The sequence below is a fragment of the Bradyrhizobium sp. S3.12.5 genome, assembly GCF_040548225.1.
In the GTDB taxonomy this organism is placed as follows: domain Bacteria; phylum Pseudomonadota; class Alphaproteobacteria; order Rhizobiales; family Xanthobacteraceae; genus Bradyrhizobium; species Bradyrhizobium cytisi.
In genome coordinates this window covers 50,526-76,027 of the sequence record NZ_JBEPRF010000008.1, presented here as the reverse complement: position 1 = coordinate 76,027, position 25,502 = coordinate 50,526, and the positions used below count along the sequence as shown (strand labels likewise).

General features: G+C 64.2%; 22 protein-coding genes and 1 pseudogene. 9 read left to right on the top strand and 14 right to left on the bottom strand.

The annotated features are described in order from the left end of the window. Positions 1-108: 108 nt before the first annotated feature. Positions 109-1,095 carry a tRNA dihydrouridine(20/20a) synthase DusA gene (gene dusA / locus ABIC09_RS13390; RefSeq protein ID WP_354109542.1) on the top strand — a complete coding sequence of 329 codons (987 nt, stop codon included), beginning with the start codon at positions 109-111 and terminating at the stop codon, positions 1,093-1,095. Positions 1,096-1,165: 70 nt separating this feature from the next. On the opposite strand, the gene ABIC09_RS13385 is transcribed toward dusA, so the two are convergent. From ABIC09_RS13385 to ABIC09_RS13360, 6 genes and pseudogenes are all read right to left on the bottom strand, one after another. Continuing rightward, positions 1,166-1,828, bottom strand: coding sequence for an outer membrane protein (locus ABIC09_RS13385; RefSeq protein WP_354109675.1), 663 nt, complete (start codon positions 1,826-1,828; stop codon positions 1,166-1,168). A 188-nt stretch (positions 1,829-2,016) separates the two neighbouring features. Continuing rightward, complete coding sequence (locus ABIC09_RS13380) at positions 2,017-2,571, bottom strand: TIGR02281 family clan AA aspartic protease (protein ID WP_148753952.1); 555 nt, start codon at positions 2,569-2,571, stop codon at positions 2,017-2,019. A 28-nt stretch (positions 2,572-2,599) separates the two neighbouring features. Next, positions 2,600-2,803 carry a DUF1289 domain-containing protein gene (locus tag ABIC09_RS13375; RefSeq protein WP_354109541.1) on the bottom strand — a complete coding sequence of 68 codons (204 nt, stop codon included), beginning with the start codon at positions 2,801-2,803 and terminating at the stop codon, positions 2,600-2,602. 44 nt (positions 2,804-2,847) lie between these two features. After that, entirely contained in the window at positions 2,848-4,443 is a 1,596-nt protein-coding gene (locus tag ABIC09_RS13370; protein ID WP_148753950.1) for a sensor histidine kinase, read from the bottom strand. A gap of 138 nt (positions 4,444-4,581) precedes the next feature. Then, complete coding sequence (gene nhaD, locus ABIC09_RS13365; protein WP_354109540.1) at positions 4,582-5,859, bottom strand: sodium:proton antiporter NhaD; 1,278 nt, start codon at positions 5,857-5,859, stop codon at positions 4,582-4,584. 12 nt (positions 5,860-5,871) lie between these two features. Then, a pseudogene (locus tag ABIC09_RS13360) lies at positions 5,872-6,768 on the bottom strand (NAD(P)-dependent oxidoreductase); the annotation flags it as partial. 280 nt (positions 6,769-7,048) lie between these two features. Between ABIC09_RS13360 and ABIC09_RS13355 the strand changes: the two are divergent. The 5 genes from ABIC09_RS13355 to ABIC09_RS13335 all read left to right on the top strand — a co-directional run bounded on the left by ABIC09_RS13355 (position 7,049) and on the right by ABIC09_RS13335 (position 13,545). Beyond that, complete coding sequence (locus ABIC09_RS13355; RefSeq protein ID WP_354109539.1) at positions 7,049-8,191, top strand: Mrp/NBP35 family ATP-binding protein; 1,143 nt, start codon at positions 7,049-7,051, stop codon at positions 8,189-8,191. Between the two features lie 194 nt (positions 8,192-8,385). Then, positions 8,386-9,477: a TRAP transporter substrate-binding protein gene (locus tag ABIC09_RS13350; protein WP_148753946.1), complete on the top strand. Its 1,092-nt coding sequence runs from the start codon at positions 8,386-8,388 to the stop codon at positions 9,475-9,477. Positions 9,478-10,096: 619 nt separating this feature from the next. Then, complete coding sequence (locus ABIC09_RS13345; RefSeq protein ID WP_354109538.1) at positions 10,097-11,185, top strand: TRAP transporter substrate-binding protein; 1,089 nt, start codon at positions 10,097-10,099, stop codon at positions 11,183-11,185. Between the two features lie 310 nt (positions 11,186-11,495). After that, the gene (locus tag ABIC09_RS13340) at positions 11,496-12,170 is read left to right on the top strand and encodes a response regulator transcription factor (RefSeq protein WP_148753957.1); all 675 of its coding nucleotides are present in this window, start codon (positions 11,496-11,498) and stop codon (positions 12,168-12,170) included. A 1-nt stretch (position 12,171) separates the two neighbouring features. Further along, positions 12,172-13,545: a sensor histidine kinase gene (locus ABIC09_RS13335; protein ID WP_354109537.1), complete on the top strand. Its 1,374-nt coding sequence runs from the start codon at positions 12,172-12,174 to the stop codon at positions 13,543-13,545. Positions 13,546-13,666: 121 nt separating this feature from the next. On the opposite strand, the gene ABIC09_RS13330 is transcribed toward ABIC09_RS13335, so the two are convergent. The 6 genes from ABIC09_RS13330 to ABIC09_RS13305 form a co-directional block, all read right to left on the bottom strand. Beyond that, positions 13,667-14,956, bottom strand: a complete 1,290-nt coding sequence (locus ABIC09_RS13330) for a M20/M25/M40 family metallo-hydrolase (RefSeq protein WP_354085399.1) — start codon at positions 14,954-14,956, stop codon at positions 13,667-13,669. 272 nt (positions 14,957-15,228) lie between these two features. Then, positions 15,229-16,884, bottom strand: a complete 1,656-nt coding sequence (locus tag ABIC09_RS13325; RefSeq protein ID WP_354109536.1) for a TRAP transporter large permease — start codon at positions 16,882-16,884, stop codon at positions 15,229-15,231. Between the two features lie 29 nt (positions 16,885-16,913). Next, on the bottom strand, positions 16,914-17,495 hold the full coding sequence (locus tag ABIC09_RS13320) for a TRAP transporter small permease subunit (RefSeq protein ID WP_148753177.1): 582 nt from the start codon (positions 17,493-17,495) through the stop codon (positions 16,914-16,916). Between the two features lie 172 nt (positions 17,496-17,667). Further along, positions 17,668-18,702, bottom strand: a complete 1,035-nt coding sequence (gene moaA / locus ABIC09_RS13315) for a GTP 3',8-cyclase MoaA (RefSeq protein WP_354109535.1) — start codon at positions 18,700-18,702, stop codon at positions 17,668-17,670. A 150-nt stretch (positions 18,703-18,852) separates the two neighbouring features. Next, positions 18,853-19,335, bottom strand: coding sequence for a hypothetical protein (locus ABIC09_RS13310; RefSeq protein WP_354109534.1), 483 nt, complete (start codon positions 19,333-19,335; stop codon positions 18,853-18,855). Positions 19,336-19,467: 132 nt separating this feature from the next. Next, positions 19,468-20,166 carry an HAD family hydrolase gene (locus ABIC09_RS13305; protein ID WP_354109533.1) on the bottom strand — a complete coding sequence of 233 codons (699 nt, stop codon included), beginning with the start codon at positions 20,164-20,166 and terminating at the stop codon, positions 19,468-19,470. A gap of 166 nt (positions 20,167-20,332) precedes the next feature. Between ABIC09_RS13305 and rpiA the strand changes: the two genes are divergently transcribed. The 3 genes from rpiA (at position 20,333) to gor (ending at position 23,052) form a co-directional block, all read left to right on the top strand. Beyond that, entirely contained in the window at positions 20,333-21,058 is a 726-nt protein-coding gene (gene rpiA / locus ABIC09_RS13300) for a ribose-5-phosphate isomerase RpiA (RefSeq protein WP_148753173.1), read from the top strand. Position 21,059: 1 nt separating this feature from the next. Beyond that, entirely contained in the window at positions 21,060-21,572 is a 513-nt protein-coding gene (locus ABIC09_RS13295) for a DUF2059 domain-containing protein (protein ID WP_148753172.1), read from the top strand. Between the two features lie 79 nt (positions 21,573-21,651). Then, entirely contained in the window at positions 21,652-23,052 is a 1,401-nt protein-coding gene (gor, locus tag ABIC09_RS13290; RefSeq protein ID WP_354109532.1) for a glutathione-disulfide reductase, read from the top strand. Positions 23,053-23,102: 50 nt separating this feature from the next. Here the strand turns inward: gor and ABIC09_RS13285 are convergent, their stop codons facing one another. Continuing rightward, positions 23,103-24,746 (bottom strand): porin, encoded by a 1,644-nt coding sequence (locus ABIC09_RS13285; protein ID WP_354109531.1) that lies wholly within the window; start codon positions 24,744-24,746, stop codon positions 23,103-23,105. Positions 24,747-24,976: 230 nt separating this feature from the next. Continuing rightward, entirely contained in the window at positions 24,977-25,444 is a 468-nt protein-coding gene (locus ABIC09_RS13280) for a hypothetical protein (RefSeq protein ID WP_148753169.1), read from the bottom strand. Positions 25,445-25,502 lie beyond the last annotated feature (58 nt).

Here is a 25,502-nt window from a genome sequence, read left to right as displayed (position 1 = left end):
TTAAACCGTTGAAAAGAAAGGAGAATGCTTTAGCTCTAACGCTTTAGATTGTCCGTCGGACCAAAGTCGATTGGACCGACAGAGGTCGTAAAACTTAATGAAAACAACATGTTAGCTCACGTATTTTCCGTTGCCCCCATGATGGATTGGACAGACCGGCACTGCCGGGTGTTCCACCGACACCTGACACGGCGGGGGTTGCTCTATACGGAGATGCTGACCACCGGCGCCATCATTCATGGCGACCGGGAGCGGCTGCTCGGCTTCGACGCGACCGAGCATCCGGTGGCGCTACAGCTTGGCGGCTCGGATCCGCGCGACCTCGCTGAAGCCGCGCGGATCGGCGAGGGTTTTGGCTACGACGAGATCAATCTCAATGTGGGCTGCCCGTCCGATCGCGTGAAGGACGGACGCTTCGGCGCCTGTCTGATGGCGGAGCCGGAGCTCGTCGCGCGATGTGTCGAGGCGATGAAGCGCGCAGTCTCAATTCCCGTCACGGTGAAATGCCGCATTGGCATCGACGACCAGGATCCGGAAGTCGCGCTCGATACGTTGGCGCACGCGGTGGTCGCTGCGGGCTGCGACGCGCTGATCGTGCACGCCCGGAAGGCCTGGCTGAACGGTTTGTCGCCGAAGGAGAACCGCGATATCCCGCCGCTCGACTATGACCGCGTCTATCGGCTCAAGCGCGCGATGCCGGATGTGCCCGTCATCATCAACGGCGGCGTTCCGAGTATCGAGGAGGCGAAAGCGCATCTTGCGCATGTCGACGGCGTGATGCTCGGCCGTGCCGCCTATCAGGAGCCGTGGCGGCTGCTCTCGGTTGATCCCGAGCTGTTCGGCGAGGCGGCATCACATGCGACCATACAGGACGCGTTCGAGGCGATGATGCCCTACATCGAGGCGCAGCTCGCGCGCGGCACGCGACTGCATGCCATCACGCGCCACTTCGTCGGTGCGTTCCACGCTGTGCCCGGCGCGCGCGCCTTCCGCCGGCATCTCGCCGAGCACGGTGTGAAGCCGGGCGCCGGCGTCGACGTCTTGCGTGATGCGATCGCGCGTGTTGGTGCACGCGCGCCGGCGGAGGCCGCCTAGCCGAGAAAGAGCCGGATCGCAGAATCCGTCTCTCTCTCTCTCTCTCTCTCTCTCTCTCTCTCGGTTATGCTCAGCGGAACAGGTCGAAATGGTAGTTCACGCCGACGCGGAAGCTGTGGAATTTCGCAGCGTTCCAATCCGGCAGGTCGTCGTGCTTGAACTCGGTGTAGAGATACTCGGCCTTGGCCGACCATTTCGGCAGGAACGCCCATTCCACGCCGCCGCCCGCGGTCCAGCCCATCTTCATCTTGTTGATCGGGCCGTCCTTCAATTCGCCGGCGGCAAGACCTGCGGTCCCGAAGAACAGCAGCCGTGAATCCATCGTCGCGATGCCGGCGCGGGCGCGGCCGGTCATGTACCAGGGCAGGCTGATCGCGGCGCTGTTGATCGCGTCGTGGTTCTTGATGTCTCCGCCTTCGAAGTCGTTCTCGATGCCAACCACGAACATCGGCGAGAGCTGGTAGTTGTAGCCGATCTGCACGCCACCGAGCGCGCCCTTGACCTTGCCGCCGCTCACCCCGACGAGATTGCTGAAGGCGTTGTCGCCGCTCTCGGCGTAGCCGGCGTTGAGACCGGCATAGAGGCCGGTCCAGGAATAGACAGGCTGCGGTGCCGTGTAGGCCGGCGCGGCGTAACGCGGCGACAGATCGGCTGCGCTGGCGCTGCCTGCGGCGAATGCCGCGGCAAAGGGCAGGGTGCGCATCGCGCGGCGTAAGGCGGCTCTGGTAGTCATCATTTTCAATCTCCCACTCGGCCGCCTCCGTCACGCAGAGCGGCGCACGTCCAACCCCGATCCGGGAACAGTTCCCTTATAAACCGACTAGACGGTTTGTAAATGGCGTAAATGCCACAGCCGTGGTCGTTCGGTGGATGGCTGACGGGTCTGTCGAAGTGATCGTGCGCGGACGGCGAGCGCCGCCCTTAATCGACCGCCGTCCGCGAGCGGCGGTGGCTGCTCTGGAGCTCCGGGTAGCCGGTGAGCATCAGCGTATCGGACCGCACGCCCCAGCTCTCCAGGCGGTCGAGGAAGCTCATGCCGAGCAGATTGGTCTTCATCTGGCCGCGCTGGACGACGAGGGCCGGCACCGATTTCTCGACGAGATGGCCGACGGAGAGACGGTCGATCGTGAGCCGCGCCGCCTTGGTGCGGCCGCCGGCGGTCTCGAGATCGACGTCATATTCGAGCATATCGAGCGGCAGCCCGATCGCTTTCGCGGTTTCCCAGGTCAGCACCACGGAGGTGGCGCCGGTATCGATCACCATGGGTGCGGCCACGCCGTTGATCTTGGCGCGCAGCGCGAACTCGCCGCCCTGGCCGCGTGGGATTTGCACGGCGGGGGCAGGCGTTGGCGTTTGCGCGCGAAAAATGTGCGAGACCTTGTGGCTCGCGCGCGCGATCTGGTCGGGATCGCCATAGGCGACCACGGCGCCGGCCGTGGCGGCGAGCGTGATGAGAACGAGCAGGAAGCGGATCATCGCGCGCCTCCGATGGCACGCTCACCGGTCAGGCGCGTTTCGACGATGCCGCGATCGGCTGCAGGCCGGCATCGGCCAGGCGCGCGGGCAACAGCGCCATCACTGAGAGCCGTTCCGCGCTCTCCATGGCGTGCCAGCGCGCGATCTCCGGCAATGTCCGGCCGCAGCCGAAGCACAGCTTGGTCCTGGGATCGATCATGCAGACGGCGACACACGGCGTTTCTTTGCTCATCCGGGCATAGTGAAGGATTGGCGGGCATGTCTGCAAGCATGTGTTTACGAGCCCGTGCCCGCGCTCATGATCGGCTTGTGGCGCGGCCGGCGCTTCTCGTCGGGCACCATGGCACTCTCCGGCTGGAGCGGCGGCGCATCCTCCGACAGCGGCGCGAGCGCGCTCATCACGCGCTCCGGCGGGAAGGTGACGATCACCTCGGTGCCGATGCGCAGCTTCGACTTCAGCGTGAACGTGCCGCCATGCAGATCGATCAGGTTCTTGGCGATGGGCAGACCGAGGCCCGCGCCTTGTTCGGCCGATTTGATCGAGTTGGAGCCCTGGCCGAACGAGGCGAGCACGACCGGGATCTCGTCCTCGGGGATGCCGGGACCGGAGTCCTTCACCGACAGATATTGCCCGCCCGAAGCGGTCCAGCCGGCCTTGAGCCAGATCTCGCCGCCTTGCGGGGTGAACTTGATCGAATTGGAGAGCAGGTTGAGCACGACCTGGCGGATCGCGCGCTCGTCGGCCCAAAGCCGCGGCATGGCGTGCTCGAACACCTCGTGGATGGTGATGCCGCGGCTGGATGCGCGCAGCTTCATCAGATGATGGCAGTCGGCGACGATTCCGACCAGCGACACCGCTTCCTCGTTCAATTCGTAGCGGCCGGCCTCGATCCGCGACAGATCGAGGATCTCGTTGATGAGGTTGAGCAGGTGCACGCCGGAATTATGGATGTCGGCGGAATATTCCTTGTAGACCGGAACCGCATGCGCGCCAAAGATCTCGCTCTTCATCACCTCGGAGAAGCCGAGAATGGCATTGAGCGGCGTGCGCAGCTCATGGCTCATCTGCGCAAGGAAGCGCGACTTGGCGACGTTGGCGGATTCGGCACGGTGGCGCGCCTCGTCGGAGATCGCCTTGGCCTGCTCGAGCTCGCCGATCAGCGCGTCCTTCTCGGCGCGCGCCTCGAGCGTAGCGAAGGTCGAGGAGTGCAGGCGATGTGCCAGCAGCACGAAATAGCCTTCGGCCGCGAGCGCGAGCCCGGCCAGGATATAGTTGTCGAGCGAACCGCTCATCGCAAAGCTCAACGCCATTGCGACAGCAACCGGCGCGGTGGCGGCAAGGGCTGCGATCGGCAGATTGGCCGCCAACATGCTCGACACTGCGATCACCAGCAGCATCAGGAACATCATCAGCGATTCCGTGACCATGTCGAGCACGGGATGAATCAGGATCGCCATCCAGCACAGGCCGTAGAGCAGATCGAGCACGACAAAGCGTGTCCGCCAAGTACGCGTCGCCGCAGGTGAGGCAGGCTCGGCCAGGAAGCGGCGGCAGCTGCGGATCATCGCCCCGTGAAGGCAGATCATGCCGGCGGTCCAGGCCGCGGCCGGGATCGGCTGCATCCACAGTCCGAACAGCACGCCGGTGGCGACCACCAGCAGCAGCACGACATAGGAGGCGGACAGTCGCGTCTGGGCATATTGGCGCAACAGCTCGGCGTCGAAGGCCGGCCGGGTTCCGCTGGTCGACGTTAACTTATCGCGCGCCTCGCGCACCCGCTGCGACGCAGCCCTTCGGCTGCTCGCCGACGGAGCGCTGATTGGCTCGGCCGGAAGCTGCACAACTTCAGGCTTTTCAGCGGGGTTACTCATCAAGCAACAACGATTCCTGCCCACGTCGGACGCGGGCCTTCTGCATTGTCTATCTCTGGCAAGAAATCCTTAAGAGGTGACTTAAGGAGCTAAAGAATTACGTTAACCCGGCGTTAATTTGGATCCGGCAGTCGCCCCTCAATGCAGCCAGGCATGCTGCGCGACGTAGACCACGGCGCCGGCCAGATAGCCCGCAAGCGCGGGCACGGCGATGCGGCGGGCGTACCAGAGGAACTCGATCCGCTCGAGCCCCATGGCTGCAACGCCCGCGGCAGAGCCGATGATCAGGATCGAGCCGCCGGTGCCGGCGCAATAGGCGATGAACTCCCAGAGGAAGGTGTCCGGCGGGTAGTGGCCGAGGTCGTACATTCCCATGGTCGCTGCGACCAGCGGCACGTTGTCGATGATCGCACTGAGCAGGCCGAGCACGACGACGATGACGTCCTGGCGGCCGATGGTCGCCTCCAGCCATCGGGCCAGCATCGTCAGGAGGCCGGCATGCTCGAGGCAGGCGACCGCCAGCAGAATGCCGAGGAAGAACACGATCGAGCCCATGTCAATCCGGGTCAGCGCATGCGCGAGCGAGAGGGGACCGCGCACGTGCTCGTCCTTGTCGCGATGAACGACCTCGCCGACCAGCCAGACGATGCCGAGGCCGAGCAGCACGCCCATGAAGGGCGGCAGGTGCGTGACCGTCTTGAAGGCCGGCACCGCGATCAGCACGCCGAGCCCGAGATAGAACATCAGATTGCGCTCGAACCGGTCGACGGCGAGCAATCCGGTGTCCCTCGACGGTGCCGCGACGGTCTTGCCCCTGAGCGACAGGCTGATGAAGGCCAGCGGCACCAGCAGATTGACCAGGGAGGGCAGGAACACTACGCGCATGATGTTCAACGGCGTGATCTGTCCGCCGATCCACAGCATGGTCGTGGTGACGTCGCCGATCACGGTCCATGCGCCGCCGGCATTGGCGGCGATGACGATGAGGGAGGCGAACAGAAGGCGGTCCTCGCGCCGGGCGATGAGACGCTGGACCAGCGAAACCATGACGATGGTCGTGGTCAGATTGTCCAGGATCGCGCTCAGGAAGAACGCCACGAAGCCAACCAGCCACATGAGTGTGACCTGGCTCGTGGTGTTGATGCGCGAGGTGATGACCTCGAAGCCGTCATGGGCGTCGATCACCTCGACGATGGTCATCGCGCCGATCAGGAAGAACACGATCTGCGCGGTGGCGGCGACCGATTCGTCGAGCTGATGGCTAACCAGCGCGTGATCGCCGATCCTGACCGCGTAGATCGTCCACAGCAGTCCCGCGCCGAGGAGCGCGGTTGCGGTCTTGCTGATCCCTAGGGGATGCTCGAACGCGATCGCCACATAGGTCAGGATGAAGATGGCGGCGATCGCTGTCAGCAAGGCAGTGTCAGGTCAGCGATTGAGGCGCGCGAGCAGGCTCGACGTATCCCAGCGCTTGCCGCCCATCTTCTCGACCTCAGCATAGAACTGGTCGACCAGCGCGGTGACAGGCAGATTGGCGCCGTTGCGGCGGGCTTCGGCCAGCGAGATCGAGAGGTCCTTGCGCATCCATTCGACCGCGAAGCCGAAATCGTACTTGTCGTCGTTCATGGTCTTGTAGCGGTTCTCCATCTGCCACGATTGCGCGGCGCCCTTGGAGATGGTCTCGATCACTGCGGCGACGTCGAGGCCACTCTTCTTGGCGAAATGGATACCCTCGGAGAGGCCCTGCACGAGGCCGGCGATGCAGATCTGGTTGACCATCTTGGTCAGCTGGCCGGAGCCCGCTGGCCCGAGCAGTTTGCACATCCGGGCGTAGGCGCCTGTGATGATCGGCTCGGCCCCGGCATAGGCGCCCTCGGTGCCGCCGCACATCACCGTCAACACGCCGTTCTCGGCACCGGCCTGGCCGCCGGAGACGGGAGCGTCGATGAACTTGAAGCCGGCTTTGGTCGCAGCCGCGTCGAGCTCGCGCGCGACTTCGGCGGAAGCGGTGGTGTGATCGATGAAGGTCGCGCCCTTCTTCATGCCGGCAAAGGCGCCGTCGGCGCCGATCGTGACCGCGCGCAAATCGCTGTCGTTGCCGACGCAGCACATCACGAAATCCTGGCCCTCGGCCGCGGCCTTCGGGGTCGCCGCGGTGTTGCCGCCGAACTTGTCCGCCCATTCCTTCGCCTTGGCCGCGGTGCGGTTGTAGACGGTGACCTCATGGCCCCCTTTTTTCACGAGGTGTCCGGCCATGGGGAAGCCCATCACGCCGAGACCGAGGAAAGCGACTTTAGCCATGTGTGTGTCCGTAGCTTGAGTTTTACGGTTGCAGCCGGGCGAGGGACGCCGGCCGGGGTCCTGAGGTTCCGCCTGAAAGCGGACCGCGCGCACCATAAACCCTTGCGGCCGGAGGGCAACGGCTTCGTTTGGCGGCCTCCTGTGCTAGGATGGCGGACCTTAGGCAGCGGCTGGCTTCAAAGGGCATGAAATTCGACTCCTGCCAGGTGCCCGGGCCCGCCGAGATGGCTGACGATATCGGCAAGCAGTAGCCTTTTGGCCGTTTCCGCTCTAATGGGGCATCCTGAACTTTAGGAGATGCGCATTGAGCGTCACGCAGCAACAGGTTCTCGATAGCCTCGCCAGGATCAAGTCGCCCCGCGGGGTCGCGCTCACCAATGCCAATGTGCTGAGCGCGATCAGCGCGTCCGACGGCAAGGTGTTCTTCTCGATCAATGTCGATGCCGCCGAGGCGCGGGCCTGGGAATCCGTCCGTGCCGAAGCCGAGGCCGCCGTACGCAGCATTCCAGGCGTCACCACCGCGATGGTGGCGCTGACTGCCGAGCGCAAGGCCGGCGCCGCACCGCCACCGCCGCCAACCCCGAGCCGCGGCGCGCCCGGTGTGCAGCCGGTCCATGCCCACAAGCCGCCGCCGCAGGGCGGTGCCCAATCGCCGATGGCGCGGCAGTCCGAAATTCCGGGCGTGGCCGCCGTGATCGCGGTGGCCTCGGGCAAGGGCGGCGTCGGCAAATCGACCACCGCGCTCAACCTGGCATTGGGTCTGCGCGACCTCGGCCTCAAGGTCGGGCTGCTCGATGCCGACATCTACGGCCCGTCGATGCCGCGCCTGACCGGCCTGCACGAGAAGCCGGAGCTCGACGCCGAGCGCAAGATGATTCCGCTCCGGCGCTTCGGCCTCGCCATCATGTCGATCGGCTTCCTGGTCAAGGAAGAGACCGCGATGATCTGGCGCGGCCCGATGGTGATGTCGGCGGTGACGCAGATGCTGCGCGACGTCGCGTGGGGCACGCTCGACGTGCTCGTCGTCGACATGCCGCCGGGCACCGGCGATGCCCAGCTCACGCTGGCGCAGAACGTGCCGCTGAAGGGCGCCGTGATCGTCTCGACCCCGCAGGACCTGTCCCTGATCGATGCACGGCGCGGGCTTGCCATGTTCAAGAAGGTCAACGTGCCCGTGCTCGGCATCGTCGAGAACATGAGCTACTTCCAGTGTCCGCATTGCGGCACGAAATCCGATATCTTCGGCCATGGCGGGGCGCGCCACGAGGCCGAGAAGCTCGCAGTCCCGTTCCTGGGCGAAATCCCGCTGCACATGGCGATTCGCGCCAGCTCGGACGCCGGCAATCCGGTCGTGGACAGCGAGCCGGACGGCCCCCATGCGGCGATCTATCGCGCCATCGCGGGACAGGTCCGGGACCAGCTCAAGGGCGTCATCGCAGCCGCCTGAGCCGATTGTCCGGGGACATGCGACTTTCGTCGCCCCCCGTCATGCCATTGTCGCGTTCCGCGGCAGGGGCTTCCGTGTTAAAGGCCCACGGCAGCGAAGCCCCTTCGGTTCGACGCGGCCTACATCGCGTCGCCGGAATGAGCGGCAGCAAAGAGGAAGTTAGGGGAAACGCCCCAACAAGGAGAGACCTGAAGATGAAGCGTCGTGATTTTCTGAAAGTGTCGGCGGCAGGTGCGGCGGCGACCGCCGCGGTGGCCTCGCCGGCGATTGCGCAGTCCTCGCCCGAGATCAAGTGGCGCCTGACTTCGAGCTTCCCGAAGTCGCTCGACACCATCTACGGTGGTGCCGAGCAGATGGCGAAGTACGTCGCCGAAATGACCGACAACAAGTTCCAGATCCAGGTCTTCCAGGCCGGTGAAATCGTTCCCGGCCTTCAGGCGCTGGATGCGACGCAGAAGGGCACCGTCGAGATGTGCCACACCGTGTCGTACTACTACGTCGGCAAGGATCCGACCTTCGCGATCTTCGCGTCGGTGCCCTTCGGCCTCAACGCGCGCCAGCAGAATTCCTGGCTGTACCAGGGCGGCGGCAACGAGCTCGCCAACGAGTTCTTCAAGAAGTCGAACGTGGTCGGCTTCCCCTGCGGCAACACCGGCACCCAGATGGGCGGCTGGTTCCGCAAGGAGATCAAGACGGTTGCCGATCTCTCGGGCCTGAAATTCCGCATCGGCGGCATCGCCGGTCAGGTGCTCCAGAAGGTCGGCGTGGTGCCGCAGCAGCTTGCCGGCGGCGACATCTATCCGTCGCTCGAGAAGGGCACCATCGACGCCGCCGAATGGGTCGGCCCCTACGATGACGAGAAGCTCGGCTTCGCCAAGGTCGCGAAGTACTACTACTATCCGGGCTTCTGGGAGGGCGGTCCGACCGTTCACGCCTTCGCCAATATCGACAAGTGGAACGAGCTGCCGAAGGCCTATCAGGCGATCCTCACCAACGCGACCGTCAACACCAACACCTGGATGGCCGCGCGCTACGACATGGTGAACCCGGGCGCGCTGAAGCGTCTGGTCGCCGGCGGCACCCAGCTTCGTCCCTTCACCAACGAAGTGCTGGAAGCCTGCCTCAAGGCCACCAACGAGTTGTGGGCCGAGATCTCGGCCAAGAACCCCGACTTCAAGAAGTCGATCGACGCCATGCAGGCCTACCGCTCGGACGAGTACCTGTGGTGGCAGGTCGCCGAATACACCTACGACAGCTTCATGATCCGCTCGCGCACCCGCGGCTGATCCAAGCTCAAGCTGTCAGACTGAATGGCCCGGCCTCGTTCGCGAGGCCGGGCTTTTCATTGCCGCGGGCGCGGTGGCGACAGCGCATGCCGAACAAAAATCCGCAAAACAACCCCATGCACAGTAGAGGCGGGGTGATGGCATGTTGCCCGGTGGCGGCGGCCAACGGTTTGGCGGGGCGGGATAAATCGGAGGGAAGAGTAATCGGCGCGTAGTCGAAGTTAGTGCTGCGATTTGCCTGACGACGAATCCCGGGAACGACATCGGTGTTTGGCGCGCGTCTGTTCCCACGCCGTCATTGCGAGCGCAGCGAAGCAATCCAGCGTCCCTCCGCGGAAAGATTCTGGATTGCTTCGCTGCGCTCGCAATGACGCGTGGATGGAGTTGGGCTCAGCCCGAGCTTCGAAGCCATTTGACACGTCGGGCAAAACAGTGGCAAAAGGCGATCATCGCTTAATCCGAAATGATCGCGACCGTGTCCGCCTGACCCAGGAGAAGGCCGGCCCTTTTTCTTTTACCGCAGTGCGATCACAATGGAAATTGCGAGAGCGTTGCGCCATGCTGGCCGCCAAGCCTCGGCAAGAAGGCCCACAATCACCATCCATCAGGGCAGGAAACCATGAAGAGACGAGACTTCATCAAGGTCACAGGACTTGGTGCGGCCGGCGCCGCCACGCTCGCGGCGCCCGCGATCGCGCAGTCGATGCCGGAAATCAAATGGCGCATGCCGACGAGCTGGCCGAAATCGCTCGACACGCTCTACGGCGGCGCCGAGATGATGGCCAAGATGGTGGCCGAAGCCACCGACAACAAATTCCAGATCCAGACCTTCGCCGGTGGCGAAATCGTGCCCGGCCTCCAGGTGCTCGACGCCGTGCAGAACGGCACCTGCGAGATCGGCCATACGGCGTCCTATTACTATTTCGGCAAGGACCCGACCTTCACTTTCGGTTCGTCGGTGCCATTCGGGCCAAACATGCGCATCAACCAGGCCTGGTACATGCTCGGCGGCGGCAGGGAAATCCTCAACGAGTTCTACAAGAAGTACAACGTCGTCTCGCTGCTCGCCGGCAATACCGGCTGCCAGATGGGCGGCTGGTTTCGCAAGGAAGTCAAGGTGCCCCAGGACTTCAATGGCCTGAAGTTCCGCATCGGTGGCTTTGCCGGCCGGGTCTTGCAGAAGCTCGGCGCGGTGCCGCAGCAGATCGCCGGCGGCGACATCTATCCGGCGCTGGAGAAGGGCACCATCGACGCCGCCGAATGGGTCGGCCCGTATGACGACGAGAAGCTCGGCTTCGTCAAGGTGGCGCCGCATTATTACTTCCCGGGCTGGTGGGAAGGCGGACCGATGCTGCTCGCCTTCGTTAATCAGGATAAGTGGAATGCGCTGCCGAAATACTACCAGAGCATTCTCGAGCAGGCGGGGCACTTTGCCAACAACTGGATGATGGCGAAGTACGATCAATCCAATCCGCAAGCGTTGCGCCGCTTGCTCGCCGCGGGCGCCAAGCTGCATCCGTTCTCGCCGGAGATCATGCAGGCCTCCTTCAAGGCGGCCAAGGAGCTGCATGCCGAGGTCTCGTCCACCAACGCGGACTTCAAGAAGGTGTACGAGTCGCTGACGGCCTTCTCGAACAACGGCTATCAGTGGTTCCAGGTCGCCGAAGTCGGCTACGACAACTTCATGGCGCGCAATTCGCAGAGCTGAGCGAAGCGCGTTCCCAGCTGACGAGCACGGCCCCGGAGCGAAGGCTCCGGGGCTTTGCCTTGCAGAAAACGATAATCGAATAATCCGAAATTGACGCCCGGCGCCGTCCGTTCGGACGCGGCAACGTTAGATCAAGCATTGGCGCGACTGCCCGCAGCCGATACGCGCGGCTCGGGCTTACATGAACCTGACAGATGGACGAGCGGCCGGTCGGGTTGTTTTTCGCTGGCCGAGACGCCCGGAATGGTGGATGAGAGCGAGGGTGCGGCGCGAGCCGCGCGGCGACACCGGAACATCCGCCGGGAATATGATGCGTCTTCTGATCGTCGAAGATAATGTCGAGCTGTCGAAGCTCGTGGCCAGCGGGCTTTCGGCGGCCGGCTATGAGAGCGATATCGTGGGCAGCACCGCGGAGGCGCGCGAGGCGGTGCACAATGTCAGCTATGCCGCGATGATCCTCGATCTCGGCCTGCCCGACGGCGACGGCCTGTCGGTGTTGCGCGAACTGCGACGGCAGATGGAACCGCTGCCGGTGCTGGTGCTGACCGCACGCGGCGGCGTGCAGGATCGCGTCAACGGCCTGCGCAGCGGCGCCGACGATTACCTGGCAAAACCGTTCGCGATGGAGGAGCTGGTGGCGCGGCTGGAGGCGATTCTGCGTCGTCCGGGCCAGCTGCTCGGCCGCTCGCTGCATCTTGCCAATCTCGTCTACGATACCGAGAGCCGCCAGATCTTCATCGACGACAAGCCGCGCATCATCTCGTCGCGCGAGACCTCGGTGCTGGAGATCCTGCTGCGCCGGCAGGGGCGGGTGGTGCCGAAGAAGAACGTCGAGGATCACATCTTCGGGCTCGATGGCGAGGTCGCCTCGAATGCGGTCGAGGTGTACGTTTCCCGGCTGCGCAAGCAACTTGCCGAGCATGGCGCCAAGGTCGTGATCCACACCATCCGCGGCGTCGGCTACATGATGGCCGAGGAGAAATAGCGTGGCCGCCGGGTTGTTCGCCAGGCCGTCGTTCAAATCGCTGATCTCGCGCATCGTGTTCTTGCACATCATCGCGGTCGCGGTGGTCGCGATCTTCCTGCCGCTGGTCCTGTTCTGGCTCTTGAACTCCGAGATCGACCAGCTGCATCGCGCGGCGATGCGCGCCCAGGCCGAGACGCTGGCCGAGCGTATCGCGGTCCAGCCCGACGGCAGGGTGACATTCAATCTGCCCGACAGCCTGCGCGGCCTCTATTCGGAAGCCTATGGCCGCTACCAGTACGACATCCGCGATGCCGACGGCCGCGTCCTGTTCTCGTCGCACAAGAAGACCGGTGACGTGGAATCAGGGTCGATCTCCGGCGCCGACGTGTCCCAGACGATCGGCGACACCATTGTTCGCATTCAGGTCGCGGAAGACCTGTCGCATCGCGACGTCATCACCGACGACATCGTGTCCAACTTCTTCCGCCGGGTCGGCTGGATCACCATCCCCATTCTCCTGATCCTGCTCGCCATCGATATCATCATCTTCCGCCGCGCGATCGCGCCGTTGTGGATGGCCTCGGAGGAGGCGAGCAATATCGGCCCGTCGCGTACCGACATCCGCCTGCCGACGGAGCAGATTCCGCGCGAGATCATGCCGCTCGTCACCGCCGTCAACCGGGCGCTGGATCGTCTCGAGGACGGCTTTCGCGTGCAACGCCAGTTCACGGCCGACGCCGCGCATCAACTGCGCACGCCGCTTGCGATCCTGCGCACGCGGATCGAGACGCTCGGCAACAGTGCGGCGAGGCAAGCGCTGCATGACGACATCGAAGGCATGAGCCGGATCGTCGCTCAGCTCCTGGAGATCGCCGAGCTCGACACGCTGGTGCTCGATCCCGGCGAGACCGCGGATTTGCGCGCTGTCTGTGCGGAGGTGGTCGGCGCAATCGCGCCGCTCGCGATCGCGCAGCACAAGGACATCGCGCTCCGGGGCGCCGACGCGCCGGTGATGATCCACGGCAATTCCGAGATGCTCCAGCGCGCGGTCTTCAACCTCGCCGAAAACGCCATCAAGTTCACCGCGAAGGAGACCTCGGTCGACGTCGAGGTCGGCGACGATGGTTCGGTGCGCGTGCGCGATTGCGGTCCGGGCGTCACGGAAGCCGAGCGCGAGCTGATCTTCCAGCGCTTCTGGCGCCGGGATCGCCAGCGCAGCAATGGCGCGGGCCTGGGCCTTTCGATCGTGCGCGGCGTCGCCGACGATCACGCCGCCACGGTTGCGGTGGACAATCTCCCCGGCGGCGGCGCCGAATTCACGCTACGGTTCAGGCTGGCGGAGGAAGGATCCTTTCCCTCTCCCCTTGTGGGAGAGGGTGGCTCGTCGCGCTAGCGGCGAGACGGGTGAGGGGTTCTCTCCGCGAGTCCCTCTCGCAGTTGAATTCGCCGATAGAACCCCTCATCCGGCGCTTTGCGCCACCTTCTCCCACAAGGGGAGAAGGAAGAAGGGGCGGCTATTTCAGCTTGCCGGTCGACAGATCCATGATCATGCGCGTGGTCAGGTAGAGACGCGGCACGATGGTATCGAGCTTCACATATTCGGCATCGTTGGAATGCGCGCCGAAGCCCGACAGGCCCATTCCTTCGACCACGGCGCCCTTGGTCTTGAGCGCGGCAAACGCGGCATCGGTGCCGCCGCCTGTCGCCTTCTCGTCGACCTTGAGGGGCATCCCGAGCTCCTGATAGATCGTCTTGCCGTAGGCCGCGACATGCCGCGAGGCGTCGTTGGCTTCCAGCGGCGGACGGCGCACCTCGAACTTCAGCTCGACCTTGGAATCGGGCAGCAGGCGATTCCTGATCTTGTCCTGCAGCGCCTTCTCCAGCTCGTCGAAATCGGCGACCTTGAGCGCGCGCGCATCGGCCTGGGCGGTGGCCTCGGCGGGGATCACGTTGCGGTTGGTGCCGGCCTTGGAGACGGTCCAGTTCAGCTTCAGGCCCTGCTCGGGCTTTGACAGGTCCTTCATCTGCAGCACCTGGTGCGAGAGCTCATAGAGCGCATTGATGCCGCCCTCCGGCCGCGCGCCCGCATGCGAGGACTTGCCGGTCACCGTGAGGTAGGCCGAGCCGATGCCGCTGGTGGCGAGCCGCAGCGTGCCGTCGGTGCCGCCGCCCTCGAACGAGAACACGACGTCCTGATCGGCGGCGAATTTGGTGATGGTGCTGCGCCAGCCGGGCGAGGAGATCTCCTCGTCGCCATTGGTCAGCACGGTGAGCGTGCCGTAGTCTTTGAAGTTGAGCTTCTGCAGCATCGCCACGGTGTGGAGAATGAGGGCGACGCCTTGCTTGTCGTCGGCAATGCCGAGGCCGTAGGCCTTGTCGCCGTCGATGCGGAACGGCTGGTCCTTCAGCATGCCCTTCAGGTACACGGTGTCCATATGGGCGATCAGCATGATCTTCTTAGCTCCGGTGCCCTTGAAGACGGCGTGCACGGCCGGGCCGATCTTCTCCGGCGTGTCGTCGAGGCGATAGATGTCGGTGGGCTGCAGGATCTCCACCGTGCCGCCGATCTGCTTGAGCTGGTCGGCGACGCGGCCTGCGATCAGGTTCAGGCCCTCGACATCCTTGCTGCCGGATTCGATGCTGACGAGATCGCGCAGCGTGTCGAGCAGCGGCTGCTGCTCCTTCTGCGCCAGTGTATGGACATCCGCCACCGGCGCGGCATGCGCGACGGTTGCGGCGCATGCCAGCCAGAGCGACGCGATCAACGAACCAACGAACGATGGGGCAGGGAGCGATCGGGACATGCGCGGCGGTCCATTGTTGGAGGATGGCCCGGTATGCCTGCGTTTCCGGCGCTTGTCACGCCGCTGAGTGCGCGCCTCGTCCTTCGAGACGACCGCTTCGCGGTCTCCTCAGGATGAGGCTAAGCGGCATCGGTGCTCGTCAAAACTACGGCCGCACACCCGGTCCTCATCCTGAGGGCCCGCCAACGGCGGGCGTCTCGAAGGATGGCCACACGGGAATCGCTCCCACATGTGATTGCCCTGGAACGCAGAGGCCAGACGGTCCGCGTCAGCTACTTCTGTGGCTGGCCGAAATCGAGTGGCGGCAGATCGATTTGCGGGATCTCGATCTTGATGGTGTTCGGATCGACGGTCGACTGCACGCCCTTGTAGTGCATCACCATCGACGGGAACGTGATCACCAGCACGACCATGATGACCTGGATCACCACGAATGGCACCGCGCCCCAATAGATCTGGCCGGTCGTGACCGGCTCCATGCGCTTGCCGGTGACGCGGTCATTATAGCGCTCCTTCGGCGCGACCGAGCGCAGATAGAACAATGCGAAGCCGAACGGCGGGTGCATGAACGAGGTCTGCATGTTCACGCCGAGAATGACGCCGAACCAGATCAGGTCGATGCCGAGATGCTCGGCGGCGGGGCCGAGCAAGGGGATTACAATGAAGGCGAGCTCGAAGAAGTCGAGGAAGAACGCCAGCACGAACACGAAGGCGTTGACGAAGAGCAGGAAACCGATCTGACCGCCGGGCAGCGAGGTCAGGAGATGCTCGACCCAGACGTGGCCGCTGACGCCGTAGAAGGTGAGCGAGAACACGCGCGCGCCGACCAGAATGAAAACGACGAAGGCAGACAGCTTGGCCGTCGATTCGGTGGCCTGGCGAACCAGGTCCCAGTTCAGCCGCCGCTTCGCGGCACCGAGAATCAGGGCGCCGGCGGCCCCCATCGCGCCGCCTTCTGTCGGGGTGGCGATGCCGATGAAGATCGTGCCCAGCACTAGGAAAATCAGGAACAGCGGCGGCACCATCACGAAGGTAGTCTGCTGCGCCATTTTCGAAAGGAAACGGAAGCCCGTGAGCTTGTCGATGATCCAGTTCACGACGGCGACGGCGAACGCGAAGATGATGCCGAAGAACATGCTCAGCACGACGAAGTCGGCGCCATGCGTCTCCGAATTCCGCATCATGAACCAGCCGAAGACGCAGCTCGCAAGGAACAGCACGCCGAGCGACGTCAGGCCGCGGCTGCCGCTGTCCTCCCGGAAGCCGATCGCCTCCTTCGGAAGACCCGGCACCGCTTTTGGAAAGATCAAGCTGACGAGAAAAGCGTAGCCGGCATAGAGGCCTGCGAGCACGAGACCCGGAATGAATGCACCCTCGTACATGTCGCCGACCGACTTGCCGAGCTGGTCAGCCATCACGATCAGAACGAGCGAAGGCGGGATGATCTGCGCCAGCGTGCCGGACGCGGCGATGATGCCGGTCGCAACGCGGCGGTCGTAGCCGTAGCGCAGCATGATCGGCAGCGAGATCAGGCCCATCGAGATCACCGATGCGGCGACCACGCCGGTCGTGGCCGCGAGCAGCGCGCCGACGAAAACGACGGCATAGGCGAGGCCGCCGCGGATGGTGCCGAACAATTGGCCGATCGTATCGAGCAGATCTTCGGCCATGCCGGAACGCTCCAGCACCAGCCCCATGAAAGTGAAGAACGGAATAGCTAGCAGCGTGTCGTTGTTCATTACGCCGTAGACGCGCTCGGGCAGGGCCTGGAGAAAGTCCGGATGGAATTGACCGAGCTCGATGCCGATCACGGCGTAGAACAGGCCTACGGCACCGAGTGAAAACGCCGCCGGATAGCCGAGCAGCAGCACGAACACCAGCGACGCAAACATGATCGGCGCCATATTGGCGATAATAAACGCGGTCATTGAATCTCCCTACGAAGGCCGCTCGCCAACTACTTTTTTTCGATCGCTTCAACGAGGTGCTCGACTTCGGCCTCCAGCGCCGAAATCTGCGACTCGTGCGGATCCGGAATCATGCCGCGCATGATGGCGACCCGTTTAATCACCTCGGAGATGGCCTGCACGAGCAGCAGCGCGAAGCCGATCATGACGAGTGACTTGGCCGGCCATTGCGGGAGGCCGCCGGCATTGCCTGATTGCTCGTTGATCTGGAACGAGCGCAGGAAGAAAGGCACGCCGGTGACAAGCATGACGACCGTCAGCGGGATCAGGAAGAACAGGTGTCCGATCACGTCAATGATGTTGCGAACCGGCTTCGGTAGCATGGCGTTGACGATATCGATCCGGATGTGCTCGTTGTCGAGCAGCGTCCAGGATGAGCACAGCAGGAACACGATGCTGAACAGGACCCACTGTAGCTCGAGCCAGGAATTGGACGAGGTGTCGAAGGCCTTGCGCACGATCGCATTTGCCGCCGAGATGATGACGGCGACCAGAATCAGCCAGGCCAGGCGCTTGCCGGTCCAGCGTGTAAACGCGTCGATCCTGCCGCTCAATTTCAGGAGCGCTGTCAATGATAGGTCCTCCCCGCTTGTGCCCCGGCCGTCTTGTCTGCGCCGACTCGGCGCGCTCGGCTTGTCTCGCCGCGCAGGCATGAGGCCGCCGCACAAAACCAGCGGGCGTGCCGTCCGTCAATTGGAAGTTTGCTGATAGTTAAGGGAAATTGCCCGGGCGTCGGCGGGTCAACTAGCCGCCGGTCACGCTCATGTGCCGGGAGACGCTGGGACGGTCGTGGCGGCGGTCGATGATGAAGTCGTGGCCCTTGGGCTTCAGCCCGATGGCGCGATCGATCGCAGCCGCAAGCAGCGTGTCGTCGTCGGATGCACGCAGAGGTTTGCGCAAATCGGAGGCATCCTCGTGGCCGAGACAGGTGTGCAGCGTGCCCGTGCAGGTGATGCGTACCCGGTTGCAGGATTCGCAGAAATTGTGGGTCATCGGCGTGATGAAGCCGAGCTTGCCGCCGGTCTCGGCGACACTGACGTAGCGCGCCGGGCCGCCGGTGCTTTCCGCGAGGTCCGTCAGCGTGAACTGCTGGGCGAGCCGCGCACGCACCAGCGACAGCGGCAGATACTGGTCGATACGGCCCGAACCGATCTCGCCCATCGGCATGACCTCGATCAGGGTCAGCCCCATGCCCTTGCCGTGGGCCCAGCGCATCAGATCGGGGAGCTCGTCCTCGTTGAGGTTCTTCAGCGCCACCGCGTTGATCTTCACCGCGAGGCCAGCGGCGCGCGCGGCTTCGATACCCTCGTGCACCTTGTCGATCTCGCCCCAGCGCGTGATCTCGCGAAACTTCCTGGGATCGAGCGTGTCGAGCGAGACGTTGATGCGGCGAACGCCACAATCGGCGAGCTCCCGGGCATGTTTTGCGAGTTGCGTGCCGTTTGTCGTCAGCGTCAGCTCGCCCAACGCGCCGCTAGTGAGATGGCGCGACAGCGAGCGCACCAGTGACATCACATTGCGCCGGACCAAGGGTTCGCCGCCGGTGAGCCGCAGCTTCTTCACGCCCTTGGCGATGAAGGCGGAACAGAGCCGGTCGAGTTCCTCGAGCGTCAGCAGATCGGCCTTGGGCAGGAACGTCATGTCTTCCGACATGCAATAGAAGCAGCGCAGATCGCAGCGATCGGTGACGGAGACGCGCAGGTAAGTGATGGTCCGCCCGAACGGATCGGTCATCGCGCTCGAGAGCGCGGTGCGGGAGGTCGCGGGAGATCCGTTCATACCAACTGCCTTGCCAACTGCCTGGTCACTTACGGCGACGGACGCATCTTTGCTTCAGCGATGCTCCGGACGCAATCTAAGCATCGCGCAGGCAGAGGACAATCGGGTGGTATACATAGATTAACAACGCTTGGATTGACAACGCTTGGATTAACGCTTGCCCGCATTCGGATCGGGGAACGCAGAACCGGCTGCGGGCGCTGCAGCATCGGCCGGCGCCGCGGCGGGTGCGGCTGCGGCCGGTTTCGGCCTCTTCGGCCGGTGCGGCTTCTTCTTCGCGGGCTTGGGCGGCACCGCCGGCTGAAGCTCCGCGAACACCGGGTTTGGATCGGTGGTCACCGAGGCGGGCGTGGTGAAATCGCCGGGATTCTTGATCACGTTCACCGGCACGCTGGTCGGCTGGTACTTATTGAGGGCGTAGTCGACGGTGAACGGAGCCTCCGGCGCGGGAACCGAGACCGAGCAGGGGGTCTTGCAGCCCGGTCCGAGCGACGTCCTGGCGTCGGCCCCCGGGGGATTGGATTCGAGCCGGACCTGGACCGTTGGCGGTGCCGATTTGAACATGTCCCAAGACATCGAGGAGCAGCCACCCAGGCTCGCTCCTGCTAGCGCAATCGCGATGACACGACGCATGACCATCCACTTTACTGCGACGAACCGCCACATAACCCCGTCAGGACCTTAGGAGCGTCGCCTGAGGCAAGCAACCGGCGGAGCGCGCATAGTTAATAGATGGTTAACGCGGGGTTCCCTGGAATAACCCAGCTATATCAGGGCCTTGCCTGGCGCCGAAACCGTCATCAGGCTGTGGGCGGCGGCCGGCAGGTCGCGCATGTGATGGATCAGCCGGTCCGGCTTCAGCTCGGCGATTGGCACGTCCGTGTAGCCGAAACTGACCCCGATCACGGGCACCCCGGCGCGCCGGGCGACGCCGACATCGGTCCCGGCGTCGCCGACCATGATGCTGGCTTTGACCTCGCCTCCGGCCCGCGCCACGGTCTCGCGGAAAATGGTCGGATCGGGCTTCTGGACCCCAAAAGTGTCCGCGCCGCAGATCGCCGCGAACCGCCGGCTCAGGTCGAGCTGGTCCAGGAGCCGCTTCGACAGCCATTCCAGCTTGTTGGTGCAGACCGCGAGACGATGGCCCTGAGCCGCAAACAGGTCGAGCGCGTCCAGCAGCCCCTCGAACGGCTGCGATTCGACCGCGATATGATCGGCGTAATAGGCGATGAAATCTGCCGTCATCCGGTCCATGTCGGCCGGCGTGACCGTGCGGCCCTCGGCCTCCAGGCCCCGCTCGATCAGCTTGCGGGCGCCGGCGCCGATCATGTTGCGGGCCGAGGCCATCGGCACCGGCGGCAGGCCTTCGCGGTCGAGCACGTGATTTAGCGCAGTGATCAGGTCGGGCGCCGTATCCACAAGCGTGCCGTCGAGATCGAAGACGAGGGTGTAGGGGGAGGTCATGATCCCAGCGCTACCGGCCCGGCCGTACCGGCGCAAGGGGCGGGATCATAAGATCGGCTTATAGGCCTGTTCCCAGACCCTGTTCTCCGGGGAAAAACGAGGCTACATAGGCCCGCCGCGGCCGACGATACCTGCGGCACTCCTGATTTGAGAGGCGAGCCCAGACGTGAACATGGACCAGTTGAAGCGGCAGGCTGCGGCGCGCGCGCTGGAAGAGGTGCGTGACGGCATGCAGCTCGGCCTCGGCACCGGCTCGACCGCCAAGCATTTTGTCGAGCTGCTGGGCGAACGCGTCGCCGCCGGACTCAAGGTGATCGGCGTGCCGACCTCGGAGGCGACCCGCGCCGATGCGGAGCGTTGCGGCGTGCCGCTGACGACGCTGGATGAGATCGAGCATCTCGACATTACCGTCGACGGCGCCGACGAGATCGATCCCGAGCTCAACCTGATCAAGGGCGGTGGCGGTGCGCTGCTGCGTGAGAAGATCGTGGCGGCAGCCTCGGATCGCATGATCGTGATTGCCGACGACACCAAATGGGTGCCGACGCTCGGCGGCTTTCCGCTGCCCATCGAGGTCATTCCGTTCGGGCTCGGCGCGACGCGTCGGGCGATCGAGAAGGCATTTGCGGAATGCGGCGTTTCCGGGCAAATGGCGGTTCGCAAGGCCAAGGGCGGGGACAAGGATGGCCACGTTTTCGTCACCGATGGCGGCCACTGGATCGTCGATGCCCAGCTCGGACGTATCGTGGATCCGCCCAGCCTCGCCAGGGCGTTGAGCGCGATCCCCGGCGTGGTCGAGCATGGGTTGTTCATCGGCTTGGCCAGCTCGGCTGTTTTGGCGGGTGGCGAGGGAATTCGCGTGATTGAACGGCGAAAGCCGAAAGGAGACTAGAATGAAGAGTGTTTTGAAGATCGTGCCTGCTGCGTGCCTCGCCTTCGCGCTCGCGCTGGGGGCAGCGCCTGCGACCGCGCAGCAGCCGGCAGCACCCTCTGCGGCGTCGATTGCGGCGGCGAGGGAGATTTTGACGCTGAAGAATGCCAGCGCGATGTACGCCAACGCCGTGCCCGGCATGGTGGAGAAGGTCAAGGGCACGCTGATCGGCCAGAACCTCAACTACCAGAAGGATCTCAACGAGCTCGCCCCGATCATCACCAAGCAGCTTGCCGGCCGCGAGCAGGAGATCGGCGATGGCATGGTGGGCGTCTATGCCGGCGAGTTCACCGAGCAGGAGCTGAAGGATCTCGTCGCGTTCTATAAGTCGCCGCTCGGCCAGAAGCTGATCACCAACGAGCCCAAGGCCATCAGCCTCAGCATGCAGGTCATGAACGCGTGGGCGCAGAACTTCTCCGAGGTCGTCGCGAGCGCGTTCCGCGCCGAGATGAAGAAGCGTGGCAAGGAAATGTGACAATACCTATCTGACAGGATAGCTGATCAGGAAACCCCAAAGCGCGTCGCGGCTTGGGTTGAAGAGGTCGGAGTGGACAATGGCTGAATTCGACGTCGACCTCTTTGTCATCGGTGGCGGTTCGGGCGGCGTGCGTGCCGCCCGCATCGCGGCCGGATACGGCGCCCGCGTGATGATCGCGGAAGAGTACCGCATGGGCGGCACCTGCGTGATCCGCGGCTGCGTGCCGAAGAAGCTGTTCGTGATCGGCTCGCATGTCCGTCAAGAGCTCGAGGATGCCGCCGGCTTCGGCTGGACCGTTCCGTCCGCGACCTTCGACTGGGCGACGCTGATTGCCAACAAGGACAAGGAGATCGCGCGGCTGGAGGCGGCCTACACGGCCAATGTCGAGAAGTCGGGCGCGCGGATCGTCAAGAGTCGGGCGCTGATCGAGGACAAGCACACCATTCGCCTGCTCGCAGACGACAGGAAGATCACCGCAAAATACATCCTGATCGCCACCGGTGGCGCGCCCAATCACGGCGCGGCGATCCCGGGCATCGAGCATGTGATCTCGTCCAACGAGGCGTTTCATCTGAAGAAGCTTCCGAAGCGGATCGTGATCCAGGGCGGCGGCTATATCGCGCTGGAGTTCGCCGGCATCTTCGCCGGCTTCGGCTCCGACGTCACCGTGATCTATCGCGGCGACAATATTCTGCGCGGCTTCGACGAAGACGTCCGTGCGCACGTCCGCAGCGAGATGGAGAAGCAGGGCATCACCATTCTCACCGGCTGCACGGTGAACAAGGTCGATCGCCATTTCGATCGCAATGGCGAGGAATTCACCACGCATCTGTCGAACGGATCGAGCCTCGCGTCCGACCAGGTGATGTTCGCGATCGGCCGCCATCCGGCGGTGGCCAATCTCGGCCTGGAGAAGGCCGGCGTCGCCATCAACCCCAGGAATGGCGGTATCGCGGTCGATCATTTCTCGAAGAGCTCGGTCGACAGCATCTACGCGATCGGCGACGTCACCCATCGCCACAATTTGACGCCGGTCGCGATCCGCGAGGGCCATGCCTTTGCCGACACCGTGTTCGGCAAGCGTACGGTGCAGGTCGATCATTCCACCATCCCGACCGCGGTGTTCTCGCAGCCGGAGGTCGGCACCGTCGGTCTGACGGAAACCGAAGCGCGCGCGCAGTTCAGCCACGTCGACATCTACAAGACGACGTTCCGCCCGATCAAGGCGACGATGTCGGGCCGTGATACCCGCGTGCTGATGAAGCTCGTCGTCGATGGCTCGACCGACCGCGTGCTTGGCTGTCACATCGTCGGCGATGGTGCCGCCGAGGTCACGCAAGTCGTCGCGATTGCGGTGAAGATGAAGGCGACCAAGGCCGATTTCGATGCGACCATCGCGCTGCATCCGACCGCGGCCGAAGAGCTGGTGACGATGCGCACACCGACCGCGCGCCACGTGCGCCAGGCGGCGGAGTAGGCGCTCACGACGGGGAGCCGCAACCGGCTCCCCGCTGTCTTCTCTTCCGGTCAGAAGTCGAACGTCATGCCAGTGGTGACCGCTTCGGCCTTGTTGCCGGCAACGACGTTGTTGTTGGCGTCGCGTCCGCAAACGCCGTAGCCGTGCCCGCTGACGCCGAGGCAGTAATGTGCGCCGGGTCCGTTGCGGAGATAGCTGCCCACCAGGTACCAGCTCACGAACGGGCTGAAGTGATACTTCACGCCGAGTGCGTACTGGTCCGCGCTTGAGTCCACACTGTTGAGCGCGAAGTCGGCGGCACCGGCTGGAGCGGAGACCGTGACCCCGGGGGTGGGATAGGCATTGAGGACGCCGGTGCCCGGCGAGCCAGGCGACGCGTTGGCGTGAGCCCATGATGCGCTGACATCCCATTTGTCGACCGTCTGGGTCGCGCTCACGAAGTAGCCGTCGCGCGAGCGCTCGTTGAAGGCGGCAACCGTGTGCTCGCGGCGCATGATCTCGTAGATGCCGTAGAGCTGCAGGCTTCCGATCATGTCGTTGAACTTGTAGCCCGCGCCGACTTTCGCTGCCCATTCGTTGGCGATGCCGACTGCGCCCGCCGGCACGGTCAGAACGCCGCCGTTGCTCAGGGGTGTCACCGCCTCGTCGCCGGTTCGGTTGGTTCCTTCGTGGAATTCGTAGGCGGCGACCCCCGTGAACCCGGCCTGATTGTAGGTCAGCGACGCGCTGTAGAGATTGCCGTAGGAGCCGTCGGTGCAGCCTTCCGGCGCCGATGTCAGCGGGAAGCCCGAGCCGCTGCCGCGCGACGATGTCGCAGGACAGTTGAAATCGCCGAGCGCAAAGTCGCTGTTGTCCCTCGCCGTGTTCTGTCCGGGCGACAGCATGACGGTGGCCTGGAAGCCGTTCCACACCGGCGATTCATACCAGATCGCATGCGCGGCGCGCCAATCGAACTCGGCGCGGAGGTCGCCGCCGGTGTTGCCGATGATCGAGTTGTAGTCGCCGAGCGTGGCCGAGAACGGATCGAACTTCGCCGTCGCCTTCTTGTAAGGCGTGTCCGCCTTGCCGGCCTTGATCGCGCCCCAGGGGCTTTCCATGCCGAGGAAGCTGTCGCGCGTGCCGAACGCCGCGCGTTCGGTCGGAACGGCCGCGACTTCCACAAGGGATTCGAACTGCGCGATGGCCGCCCATCCGGGATAGCCATAGGGATCGAGGTTGTGCCGCGCGCGAACGCCGAAATAGGTGAGGTTGCTGGAGACCCCGAATTTCGTCCCCTGGTCGTAGACGCCCGCATTGAAGATGTCGCCCGAGAGATCGACGTGGCCGTAGAGCGTCACGGTCGTGTTGTCGATGAACGGATTGGCGCCGGGCGCCTTGCTGTAGAGCGGAGCGCCGCCGATGCTGACGACGGTGTGCTCGGGCGCAGGCGCTGGTGAGGGCGCGACCGCCGCGTGCAGAACCGGATTGCCCTTCGGCGAGGCCGGGGCGACGGCCGTCACCGCGGCCTTCGACTCGCCGATGTGATTGACGCGTTCGCGAAGCTGCGTGTTCTCCTTCGCGAGCTTGGCGTTGCTGCGCTCGAGCGCATCGAGGCGCGCAATGACGTCATCCATGGTTGCAGCATTCAAGGGATGGCTAATCGTGGTTGCACAAAGTGCCGCAAAGCCTGTGCCGAGCAGAAAGGCCTTCCTCATCGTGTTTCCCCTCTATCGCCGCGGACTCTCAATGGGCCCGGGATAAAGCGGAAGCTAATGTATGCCAGATACCATATACAACGGGCTCTTGTGGTTTAGCTCCCTTTCCGGCCCGACTGTGTCTGATCAGCAACTATTCCCGACAAAGCGTGTCGCGCGGCGATCTGCCGCATTGTGGTGCGCCGAACTGGTTCCTTGTCAAAAAGGCGAGCGGCTTCCGGCCCTTGGGGTCAATCGCCCCACGGCGTTTCGCCACGCGCGAGACGGTTGGCGATGTCGGTCTGGAACACGGGTGGTCCGAACGCGAACCACTCATCGCCGATCTGGTAGACCAGCAGCCGTCTGTTCTCGGCGCAAAATCGCGTCAGCCAATCCAGCGCCTTCTTCTTTGGCTGCTCACCGACAGGCACCACGACGTCGACAGGCAAGCCGCGCCAGAAGAAATTGGCGGCCAGCATGATCATGCTGGATTGATCCGGCCGCATCCAATCCGGCAGCGGGCTCGACGCGACCAGCCAGCCGCAGATGAATTCGCGGCAGGGATGCTGCGGGCGTTCCGGATAGATCGAGCAGCACTGGGCGATGCTGAACGGGCACGGTTGCCCCTTGCGTACCTTGTGACCGCGCACCTCGATCTGCAGCCAGCCATCACAGCAGGCGGTGCAGCTTCCGCAGGTTCTGGTGATTTCGGGGCTCACGGGCGAAGCTGGTGCTCCAGGCGCATCTCGATCGCCTATGAACTACCAGCAGCATTCG

Excerpts from the sequence above, each read along its gene's own strand:
- dusA (WP_354109542.1), top strand. The coding sequence starts at position 109 with ATGTTAGCTCACGTATTTTCCGTTGCCCCCATGATGGATTGGACAGAC.
- ABIC09_RS13385 (WP_354109675.1), bottom strand. The coding sequence starts at position 1,828 with ATGACTACCAGAGCCGCCTTACGCCGCGCGATGCGCACCCTGCCCTTT.
- ABIC09_RS13380 (WP_148753952.1), bottom strand. The coding sequence starts at position 2,571 with ATGATCCGCTTCCTGCTCGTTCTCATCACGCTCGCCGCCACGGCCGGC.
- ABIC09_RS13375 (WP_354109541.1), bottom strand. The coding sequence starts at position 2,803 with ATGAGCAAAGAAACGCCGTGTGTCGCCGTCTGCATGATCGATCCCAGG.
- ABIC09_RS13370 (WP_148753950.1), bottom strand. The coding sequence starts at position 4,443 with ATGAGTAACCCCGCTGAAAAGCCTGAAGTTGTGCAGCTTCCGGCCGAG.
- ABIC09_RS13350 (WP_148753946.1), top strand. The coding sequence starts at position 8,386 with ATGAAGCGTCGTGATTTTCTGAAAGTGTCGGCGGCAGGTGCGGCGGCG.
- ABIC09_RS13345 (WP_354109538.1), top strand. The coding sequence starts at position 10,097 with ATGAAGAGACGAGACTTCATCAAGGTCACAGGACTTGGTGCGGCCGGC.
- ABIC09_RS13340 (WP_148753957.1), top strand. The coding sequence starts at position 11,496 with ATGCGTCTTCTGATCGTCGAAGATAATGTCGAGCTGTCGAAGCTCGTG.
- ABIC09_RS13330 (WP_354085399.1), bottom strand. The coding sequence starts at position 14,956 with ATGTCCCGATCGCTCCCTGCCCCATCGTTCGTTGGTTCGTTGATCGCG.
- ABIC09_RS13325 (WP_354109536.1), bottom strand. The coding sequence starts at position 16,884 with ATGACCGCGTTTATTATCGCCAATATGGCGCCGATCATGTTTGCGTCG.
- moaA (WP_354109535.1), bottom strand. The coding sequence starts at position 18,702 with ATGAACGGATCTCCCGCGACCTCCCGCACCGCGCTCTCGAGCGCGATG.
- ABIC09_RS13310 (WP_354109534.1), bottom strand. The coding sequence starts at position 19,335 with ATGCGTCGTGTCATCGCGATTGCGCTAGCAGGAGCGAGCCTGGGTGGC.
- ABIC09_RS13305 (WP_354109533.1), bottom strand. The coding sequence starts at position 20,166 with ATGACCTCCCCCTACACCCTCGTCTTCGATCTCGACGGCACGCTTGTG.
- ABIC09_RS13295 (WP_148753172.1), top strand. The coding sequence starts at position 21,060 with ATGAAGAGTGTTTTGAAGATCGTGCCTGCTGCGTGCCTCGCCTTCGCG.
- gor (WP_354109532.1), top strand. The coding sequence starts at position 21,652 with ATGGCTGAATTCGACGTCGACCTCTTTGTCATCGGTGGCGGTTCGGGC.
- ABIC09_RS13285 (WP_354109531.1), bottom strand. The coding sequence starts at position 24,746 with ATGAGGAAGGCCTTTCTGCTCGGCACAGGCTTTGCGGCACTTTGTGCA.